This window comes from Anabaenopsis sp. FSS-46, from assembly GCF_029891665.1.
GTDB classification, from domain to species: domain Bacteria; phylum Cyanobacteriota; class Cyanobacteriia; order Cyanobacteriales; family Nostocaceae; genus Anabaenopsis; species Anabaenopsis arnoldii.
In genome coordinates, this window is record NZ_JANQDG010000112.1 from 1 (window position 1) to 7494 (window position 7494).

Annotated in this window: 4 protein-coding genes; all 4 read right to left on the minus strand. The window is 41.8% G+C overall.

Annotated features, from left to right (window positions below; all coding sequences use genetic code 11):
- Positions 1–2687: filamentous hemagglutinin N-terminal domain-containing protein (locus NWP21_RS13760; RefSeq protein WP_280793124.1), on the minus strand; the 2687-nt coding region annotated here is incomplete at its 3' end.
- The gene (locus tag NWP21_RS13765; RefSeq protein WP_280793125.1) at positions 2684–4276 is read right to left on the minus strand and encodes a ShlB/FhaC/HecB family hemolysin secretion/activation protein; all 1593 of its coding nucleotides are present in this window, start codon (positions 4274–4276) and stop codon (positions 2684–2686) included. The genes NWP21_RS13765 and NWP21_RS13760, both read right to left, overlap by 4 nt.
- Before the next feature lie 273 nt (positions 4277–4549).
- On the minus strand, positions 4550–4906 hold the full coding sequence (locus NWP21_RS13770; RefSeq protein ID WP_348519780.1) for a zinc ribbon domain-containing protein: 357 nt from the start codon (positions 4904–4906) through the stop codon (positions 4550–4552).
- 37 nt (positions 4907–4943) lie between these two features.
- Positions 4944–7181, minus strand: coding sequence for a CHASE2 domain-containing serine/threonine-protein kinase (locus NWP21_RS13775; RefSeq protein ID WP_280793126.1), 2238 nt, complete (start codon positions 7179–7181; stop codon positions 4944–4946).
- Positions 7182–7494 lie beyond the last annotated feature (313 nt).

Below are 7494 nucleotides of genomic sequence, written 5' to 3' on the forward strand. Positions count from 1 at the left end.
CCTGATGTTTCCACAGAGATTTTACCATTACCCTGAATGTTAATCTGTTGGGGGGCGGTGAGGATGATATTTCCCCCGGCTCCAGCGGCGGTGGTGGAGGCAGAAATAAAACCCTTGTCGGTAAAGTTGATATTCAGGTTGGGCTGATTGTTATAGGGTTGTAAAGTAAGGTTACCGGCGGGGGCTTGTCCTTGGGTTTCGGCAAATATACCGAGTTTGCCGGAGATGTTTAAGTTAGAACTGTTAAGGGTGATACTACCGCCGCCTTGGGTATTAGTGGCAGTGGCGGTGGCACTCAGTTGAGCATCTTGACTTATGTTCAGGGTGTCTGTATTAATCTTAATGTTACCCGGTCGCCCGCCGCAGGAGGTTTCCACGATGATTTTACTGTTGTCCCCAATATCGACGATTTGAGGTGCGGTGATGGTAACATTACCGGCGTTACCTGCGCCTTGGGTAAAGGCTTCTACTCCGGCTCCGTCGGAAATTTGGAATCTGGGGGTGTTGATGGTGATGTTACCGGCATTGTTATCTGTGAGGGTGAAGGCTAAAATGCCGCCCACATCTCTGTTTGATCCTCTGTCAAAAGAGATGCCTGACATCGCTACTTGTTCGGTTGCCGTAATTGTTATCACCCCTGCATCACCTTTACCGCGAGTATCAGCGGTAATCAAAGAACCGTTTTCCAGGCTTAAGGTGGAAGTGTTGATAGTAATACCCCGACTACTTCCTTCTGCTGTAGGTCTTACTCTACTAGATATATAACTACTAAATCCTTGACGATTTTTCCCCCTGAGACTCACTCCATCAGTAGCTGTAATGGTTATCGCTCCAGCATTACCTTTACCAAGGGTACTGGCATTAATATTAGCTCCGTTTTCCAGGGTTAAGGTAGAAGTATCAATAGTGATAGCCCCACTATTTCCTTCTCCTGTACGTAGTACGGTACTAGCTATATAACTACTAAATCCTTGACTATTTTCCCTCCTGAGACTCACTCCATCAGTAGCTGTAATGGTTATCGCTCCGGCATTACCTTTACCAGATGTACTGGCATTAATATTAGCTGCGTTTTCCAGGGTTAAGGTAGAAGTATCAATAGTGATACCGCCACTATTTCCTTCTCCTGTACGTAGTACGGTACTAGCTATATAAGCACTAAATCCCAGACGATTTTCCCCCCTGAGACTCACTCCATCAGTAGCTGTAATGGTTATCGCTCCGGCATTACCTTTACCAAAGGTACTAGCATTAATAAAACTATTCTTTTCTAAGGTTAAGGTAGAAGTATCAATAGTGATACCGCCACTATTTCCTTCTCCTGTACTTAGTACGGTACTAGCTATATAACTACTAAATCCTTGACTATTTTCCCCCCTGAGAGTCACTCCATCAGATGCTGTAATTTTAATAGCGCCGGCATTACCTTTACCCGAAGTATAGGCATTAAGATTAGCTGCGTTTTCCAGGGTTAAGGTAGAAGTATCAATAGTGATAGCCCCACTATTTCCTTCTCCTGTCGGTAGTATAGTACTAGCTATATAACTACTAAATCCTTGACTATTTTCCCCCGTCAGAGTCACTCCGTCAGTAGCTGTAATGGTTATTGCTCCTGTATTACCTTTACCAGATATACCGGCATCAATAAAACCACCGTCTTTCACAGTTAAGGTAGAAGTATTGATGTGGATATTCCCCCCATTTCCTTGGCCGAATACGCCATTAAATATGAATGAGTTATCCAGGGTGATTTTATCAGTATTATTAATCTGACTATCTCCCCCTTGGGCATCTGGTGAACCCATCCCCGGTGCTATCCCAGCACGCAGCTGACTATTTCCAGTTATCTGTAAATTTTGGGAATTTATTGTTATGCTCCCACCACCCCCAGCAGCAACATCAATAGAAGTACCATTACTGATGCTGATATTTCCCCTGGTGATATTTGTGGCTGCGCCACCCAAACTATCGGGAAAACTCAAACCCAAGTTTTCATGTATATCAACCCTTCCGGCTTGAGTTAAACCACCCAACTGTACTGTACTCCCCCGTGAGCTGATTTGAGTGTTATTCAGGCTGACATCACCCCCAATCAAAGCTAAAGTTTTACCCTCTGGAATACTCAGACGAGAATTAGTCAGGGTAATATTTCCTGGATGATCCCGAAATCTTAACCCATTGGGAACATTCACAGTTAATAACGGCGCTACTGTGGTATCTGTGCTACTAAACTCATAATTATCAAAGATAATACTATCCGCAGTGGCAGCCACAAAGGAACCTTTGACATCTAACCGAGCATTAGCACCGAAATTAATACCATGGGGATTAATTAAAAACAGGTTAGCATTACCCAACACTCCCAAGGTTCCCAAAATACTAGAAGGATTACTTCCCGTCACCCTGGTTAAAATATTACCAACATTATCGGGGTGACTAAAATAAACCCCTCTGTCAGCGCCGACATTAAAATCAGTGAAACTATGAAATAAGTTACTCCCACGGATGGCTCCCCCTTCGATCAGGTCACGGTTATTTACTGTATCATTCCTGACTGTGGAGTTTAAGCTATTGTCTGGTGTGAGTTGGGCGTTTACCATCTGCATATTTGCAGTAGTAATTAAGCCGATGAATATCTGAAGGAATAACTGATAACTGGGATGTTTGATTAACCCTGGAATTTTCATAACCTGGACTCCACAGAGAAATATAAACCGCTTTCTTGCCATGTTCTATCCTGAGATTTGACATGAATCAGGGGAATTCCCCAGTCAATACGAGCTTTTAACTGACCAGTCTGCCACTGCAGACCTAAGCCAGAACCCATCAAAGTATTAGTATTTAATTTAACTGTATGATCACTATTCCACCCGACCCCAAAATCTGCAAAGGGAATCACCGATAACACGCTTTCATTTTTGGATAGTCGCCACACAGGTAACTGAACCTCTGCTGTGACGACAACGCCATTATCTGTTAATAGAGCATCCTGACGATAACCCCGCACACTAGAAATTCCCCCGACACTAAACTGTTCCAATGGCACAAGAGTTTCTGTAGCTAACTGCCAATCAGAACGCAGCAGCAGTAACATATCACGTTTTTGATTTAAGGCACGCACATATTGCCCTTGTCCACGCCATGAAAAAAACCGACTATCGGGCAGCTGATTGTTAATAGTAGCATCAAATAATCCCACCCCTAAATTAAATTGAGAGTAAAAAGCTAATACTGAGGTTGGCTTGCGTGTTAGCCAATTCTGAGAGAAAGCAATTTTAGAAATACGAGTTTTCCCATCATTATTAGCACCACGAGATATAGGAAAACCTTCCGCTTCCAGTTTAGTTTGGCTGTGTTGATGGGAAAAAATCACACTTAAACCGAATTCTTGATTAGGAGTTTGAAATAATGGTTGACTCAAACCAGCTTCGTAATAGCTAGAGTCGCCAGTAATATCCAGTCGGTCAAAGGGCGGCTCGGTGACGTTAGTTCTGGTCAACCCACTGGCTAATCGCAGTTTACCATTGCTGGGATTCAAGGGGATAGTGTAGCTCAAATCTATGACATTACTACCATCAGTATTGGCATAACTCACAGTTAAACTATCACCATCACCGGAGACATTACCTTGATTAATTTTAATCCCCCGTCGCCATGTACCTACACTCGGAGAGCGACCGTTATTAGTAAAGATATCGATATGAAAAGTATCGGCTTCTGTCACGGTAACTTCTAATAAACTTAAATCTGGCCGCACTCCTGGTGTTAATTGTGCCGATATATTTTGAATTTGAGGATCGAGTTTCAAAAGTTGTAGGGCTTCTAGGATGCGATTTTGATTCAGGGGAGTTTGTGCAGCTAAAGCCAACCGGGAACGGATGTACTCCGGTCTTAAGCGTTGGGTTCCCCTAACCTTAATATCCTCAATACCTCCCTCTATGATTGTAACTTTGACTACTGCACCTTGAGCAGAAAGGTTTTGAGTTTCAATTACCACCCCAGAATTAACAAAACCATTATCAACATAAAACTTATTTAACCGCGATTCTACTGTTAGTAAATCAGCAAAGGTAATTTTTTGATCAAGAAAATCTTGAATTTCTGCCCTTAATTTCTCGTCACTAAAGGCCGTATTACCTAAAAATTCAAATCCTTGAACTTTAAATTGACTAGGAATAGCTTCTAGGGGTGCAGTATTAGTCGGGGGGGGATGGGTTTCGAGTGTAGATTCCTGTGTTATTATAATATCAGGCCTACCGGCGATTGGTGTCATCATCTGCTCATAGCTCTTGGCATATGCTGGATTTGTTATGACGACGAAAAATATACTACAACAGATCCTACCCAGCCAACCTCTCTTGATTTGGCAAAATACACCTTTACAGTTTTCAACATCTTTCAGTGTCTGCTTTAAGACTGGAGCCATGTATTTACCCTGACCGTACGATTGTGCATGGTTTTTCCTTAATAAAGAATATTGTGTGTTTATAAGTATTTTTAGTATATAGCGCAACGTGGTTAAGTAAACAATATGAAAAATCCTCAAAATTCAATGTTTACGATATGATTTACTTAATCCTTTAAAGAAATCAACTCGTCTTGGGAGTGTCAAAGCTCCCCTACTCACCTTGGCTAGGCTAACACCTAGCTGTGCGGCTACTTTTGTTAAGATATTTGCAGCACCGTTACAGTCAGCGTTTACCAGTATCCCAGCAGAAGTTTTGTACAATCCGGGTTTTACCCTTTGACCTGACGGTTTCCATCCATTGGGTTTTTCACCATGTTTGTAGAGGCGATCGCCATCCAGGTAAGAGGCTTTTGATGTATACGCTTCTTCAGTCAGCGTTATTTTTATACCATATTCTGGACAAAGTTGTTTAAGACGTTGCGGGAAATGAGGAAACATGGGGATAAATCCCCTTGAGTCGGGTTTCATCCCCTCGCTAAAGCGTAGGGGTTCTCACGCTCCCACTATGTTTTGAGAGCAAGTTATTAATATCCTCTAACACCTGCATTGCTGACTCATATCTTTGATAGGAGTGGAGATGTACCATTTTATTTAATATTCTGGTCAATTCCTCAGTAGTATCCGCTAGTTCCGACCAATCTTGCCAAGTCTGCTCACCACTAGGAGATACTGCAGGAATAATGATGAAACCAGTTTTCAGATCCCTACCAAACTCTTTTTCTTGAGGATTTAGCCCTGTTAAGGCTTGTATGGCAATTATTCCCAAAGCATAAATGTCACTATTGAGTTTTGGTATACCACTCATTTGTTCAGGAGGTGCATAACCACGAGAAGCAAAGATAATTGAATCTAAGACATGGTTTTGGGCTTGCAGTTGTTTCACACCCCCAAAGTCAATTAAGACAATGTGTCCATCTGTTGTTCGCCTCATTAAGTTGCTGGGTTTGATGTCTTGATGAATGACATCATAGCTGTGGACAAAAACCAGTATCTGTAAAACTTCTGTGAGGATGTTGATGACTTCAGACCGTAAGTAACATATCCCGGAAGTTAACTCATGTTTCAAGGTATGACCTGGAATAAACTCCTGGACTAAATAAAAATTATTATTTTCTGAGAAAAAAGCTAGTAGTTGGGGTATTTGTGGGTGTTTACCCAGGATTTCCAGAATATCTGCTTCGGTATGAAATAGCCGTTTGACTAGATTCAGATATTCTTTATCTTGACGGACAGGGCGCATCTGCTTCACAACACACAGGGGATTTCCTGGGCGTTGAATATCTTGGGCTAAGTAAGTTTCGCTAAATCCTCCCCGCCCTAAATTATTGATAATTTGATAGCGCTTTCCCAGTAATGTCTGGGTTGTGAGTAATTTTCCTAAATAATCAGGCTCTGGTGTGGGTGTGACAGTTGTTTGTTGTTTTTGCAACTCAGCAATTAATTCTTTTTGTGCTTGCAACAGTTGTATAATTTGTTTTTTCTCCCGTTGACTATCATGAGCGCTATAGGCCAGCACACTTACACTTGCAACTACCAGACCCAATGCAGGCGCAACCACGGGAAACCATCCGCCGTGGGTAAAAATTACAAAGTTACCCACAAATAAAACCAGCAAAGATGCGACTGACCGCAGTCCTAAGCTGAATGGATATCGCAGACGCCGGGCTAAATATCCCCCCAGTACAGACCATGACCCTATCCAGAGAACTTCAACCCAACCGGGTAAAAACCAAAACAGAGGCTGGTTATTTAAAACCGCACTCAGAATCTGACTAATCATGTGTCCATGTATTTCTACCCCTGCCATCTTACCGGAATTATCAGCTTTTCCAGTATTAAATGGGGTATTGAATATATCTTTTAGGCTCGGTGCTGTGGAACCAATTAAAACAATTCGGTCTTTGACTAAATCTGGCGTAATTTTACCTGCAAGTACTTGTGTAACAGTAACTTTTTCGGCAATGTTACCTGGGGAACGGTAATTCAGTAAGATTTGGTAGCCTCTGGTATCTGCATTTTGATAACCCCCAGAGTTACTTTTGAGGGGTGTAAATATCACATCACCTAATTGTAGTTCCTGATTCACGTTTGATTGCAGTGGAATGCCTTGCAGTGCTAAGTATTTCAGGGCTAACCTCCAACTTAAGGAATAGCTACTTTGGCAAATGTCAGACTTTTCCACTTTCACTGCTATGAGATTACGGCGAATCAAACCATCTGTATCTTCCACAAGATCGCTAAATCCTACCCGCCCGGGTTTTACTCCCGCAGGGGCTGCAATACCAGGCTCTCGAACATTGGTATGTTTACATATAGAAATAATCGAATCACTCCGCACTAAGCGTTGTAGAAGTTGTTCATGACCTGGTTGTACAGGTAAATCACGGAAGATATCTAAACCGATCGCAATGGGTTGATGTTCTTCGAGTTTGCTCAAAAGCTGATTGAGTACTTCACCAGATAAAGGCCAACCCCATCTTTGCAAATCCTCTTCGGTGATGGAGACAATTAATAAACGGGGATCTTTACCGGGATCAGTACGCATTTGCATCATCTGGTCATAGACCTTTAACTCCAGTACCTGTAATACTTGCAGTTTCTGCAATCCCAGTATTAACACTGTGGCAATTACAGTGCTAATAATCACTGGATACTTCAATATTTTTACTAAAAATTTAGTGATTTTTTTGATTAAGTAAGAGTCATCCACCATGATTGTTTACGTAATTTTTGCCAAGCCCAAATTTTAACTATTTCTGCTGGTCAGACTGAGAACTAGGATGATGTCCCCCCACCGATGATCAATAGTTTGTGGTGAAAGAGTCGGTAAAACCATGGCTAAAATCCTAGGTATTGGGGAAATTGAATAAACAGTATAATCATTTATAGGACTTACGCATTGACAAAAAACATGATCTATGATGGCTAGATCATGCGATCGCTATTAAGATTAGCAAAAATATGCTCACGGACAACAGAAGTAAATAGATTCCTCTGTACTTCATACCAATTGCTAATTATATTTT